General features: G+C 62.0%; 2 protein-coding genes and 1 pseudogene. 1 reads left to right on the top strand and 2 read right to left on the bottom strand.

What is annotated here, in order from left to right; all coding sequences use genetic code 11:
* Positions 1–147: 147 nt before the first annotated feature.
* Positions 148–426, top strand: a pseudogene (locus ACSLE4_RS14530) (GIY-YIG nuclease family protein); the annotation flags it as partial.
* A 240-nt stretch (positions 427–666) separates the two neighbouring features.
* On the opposite strand, the gene ACSLE4_RS14525 reads toward ACSLE4_RS14530, so the two are convergent.
* On the bottom strand, positions 667–1917 hold the full coding sequence (locus ACSLE4_RS14525; RefSeq protein WP_435905143.1) for an MHYT domain-containing protein: 1251 nt from the start codon (positions 1915–1917) through the stop codon (positions 667–669).
* Between the two features lie 224 nt (positions 1918–2141).
* The coding region (locus ACSLE4_RS14520; protein WP_435905142.1) for a hypothetical protein at positions 2142–2635 on the bottom strand (494 nt) is incomplete at its 5' end.

Genomic DNA, 2635 nt, shown 5'->3' with positions numbered 1-2635 from the left:
AATATGAGACGTTAGGCCGGAGTGCTTAATCGGGCCTAAACGGCGGGGGGGGCACCGCGCGGGGATAAGGCTTCAGACTTTCTCTCCCCCACCTCCTCCGTCATGGCCGGGCTTGTCCGGCCATCCACGTCTTGCAGACTCAATTCTATGCGCGGAGGCTGGGTCTATATTCTCACCAACAGCCGAACGGCATCCTCTATACCGGCGTGACGCGGGACATCGCGCGCCGCGCCTGGGAATCGTGAAGGCACGGCGCCGGGCTTTACCCGCCGCTACGGCGTGAAGCGTCTTGTGTGGTGCGAGCAACATGACACGATTGCCGGCGCCATTCAGCGCGAGAGAACGATGAAGCACTGGCCGCGCGCGTGGAAGGTGCGGCCGATTCTCGCCATGAACCCCGGATGGGACGATCTCTACGACAGCGTGCCGGGTATCCACGAATGGCCGTGCCGCAGTCGAAGACGTGGATGGCCACCCGGGTCGGCTTCGCCGGCCCGGGCGCAGGCTCAAGACAAGCCCGGCCATGACGAGTTTGGGAGGTGGGGCAGCCGAAGGCGTCAATGGCGGTACAAAACAGTCATCGCCCCTACTCCCACTCGAGGTGCCGGCGGCTTGGAGGTGATGTCGTAGACCACGCGGGGTGCTCGCGCACCGCGTTGATGCGTCTTAAGCAGCGAGCATCGCGGCGCCACCGCCCGTACGCTTCGCCCGATACAGAGCGCGATCCGCCGCGCGAAGAATAGATTCTCTATTGGCCCCGTCCTGCGGATAGACCGCCATACCGATGCTAACGCCGAGCTTGGCGTGACCACCCAAGCGCATCTCGAAAGGCTGTTCAAAGGCTGAGAGAATGGTGCCGGCGATGGATTCTACCGAGGAATGGGGTGCGGCGGCGTGCAAGACGATGATGAACTCATCGCCTCCCGCCCGTGCAACCACCCCGTTGTCGCTCGCCGCAGTTCTCAGGCGCGCCGCCGCCTGCTGCAGGATATAGTCGCCGGCCGCGTGGCCATGGCCGTCGTTGACACACTTGAAACGATCGAGATCGACAAAAAGGAGCGCAAAGCCACCAGGCGAGCTCTGCTGGTCCCCGATCAGACTATCGATCATGCGGCTTATGAACCCGCGGTTCGGCAGCCCGGTGAGATGATCATGGTCAGCGAGATGCCGCAGGTGCGCGATACGCTCCTGAGCTTCGCGGGTGCTCTGTACATTTATGAGGGCAGCCGTAAGGCCAGAGAGAACCGCTAACAGCGTGACCGCCGCTATTGCCGTTGCCAGAAGCGTATTGTCGATTTGCGGGGCGTCGATGATTACGGTCGGGTCGTACTGAACTGTGGCCGCCCCCATCGCGGTGAAATGCAAAGTGCAGATGGCCACTGTGAGCAGACCGGCCGCCAGCAATTTCGACTGAGTGACTTTGAACCCCCACATGGCTCCCACGGCAAAGACGGTTCCCAACACGATCGAGGCTGCGACCAGGATCGAGTCCCATTGGATGCGTCCTGCTATGCTCATGGCGCTCATGCCAGAATAGTGCATGGTGGCAATCCCGAATCCGATCACCGCGCCTGCCGCAACGACTTTGATATTGGACGCCGGATCGCTTGCAATGCAGAAGCCGATTCCGGTAACGGAGATCGCGATCAGCAGCGACGAGAGGGTCAGGATTGCGTCGTAGGTCGTCGGGATCGCCGACTTGAACGCCAGCATGGCAATGAAGTGCGTTGCCCAAATGCCTGAACCGCTAACCACGGCCGTCTGCAGAATCCAAGCCAAGCGCCGGAAGCCACGAGAGCTGGACGACGTCGCGTACAAGTACCAGGCGGTCCAAGCGGTGAGCGCGCAGATCGCGACGGCGATCAGCACGAGGCGGTAGTCGTGCTCGTACCTGATACAGTCGAGAACCCGATACATGCTTCCCCACCCCCCGTTTTCGGGCCGGTGGGCGGACGCTAAGCCATCACGGTCCGATCTGATCTGGGTCAGTCGAAAACCGGGTTACCAAATCGTTAAAATGACGAGCTCGGGGGCCAATTGTTGTGAGATTTCCGTCCGCTGTCCCCTGATCACCGAGCCCACTTTGGGCTAACGGTGGGCAAAACACTGCAAGATCACTCCCACTCGATCGTGCCCGGGGGTCATTTATGCGCGACGACCGCCTGGGACGACTGCGGGACGACCATCGGCAAGGACCGGCGTGCCAGCCGCTCGCCCACTTTCCACATCCACTCGAAGCTTGCCACGAAGAGGCCGACAGCGAGCGTGGAGAGCACGAGGCCCACAACGCCGATATCGCTGAAGCTTTGCTGCATGGTCCATAGGAACTGGAACACGCACAACACGGCGACCACGACGAGCGTGGACCGCCGCCCGATATAGCTCACGATGAAGGCGCCGAGTGGCGCGCCGATCGCCACGATCGGCGCGGCGGCAAGCCAATTCCCGAAAACCCCGGGCTGCACGCCGGAGAAGAGAAGCTTCACCGCGATGCCGACCACCGAGGTGAAGGCCATGAGGACGACGGAGGATGGGATGGCGACCTTCAGATCGGCGCGCATGAGAAGCACCATCACCGCGTAAAGGATCATGTCGATCCCCACTCCGGTGACCGAAGCCACGCACGCGCCGCCCA

Source organism: Methyloceanibacter sp. (genome assembly GCF_051306395.1).
GTDB lineage: Bacteria > Pseudomonadota > Alphaproteobacteria > Rhizobiales > Methyloligellaceae > Methyloceanibacter.
This window is presented reverse-complemented; position numbering and strand designations above follow the sequence as displayed.

Coding starts and splice junctions, on each gene's coding strand:
- ACSLE4_RS14525 (WP_435905143.1), bottom strand. CDS start 1,917: ATGTATCGGGTTCTCGACTGTATCAGGTACGAGCACGACTACCGCCTC.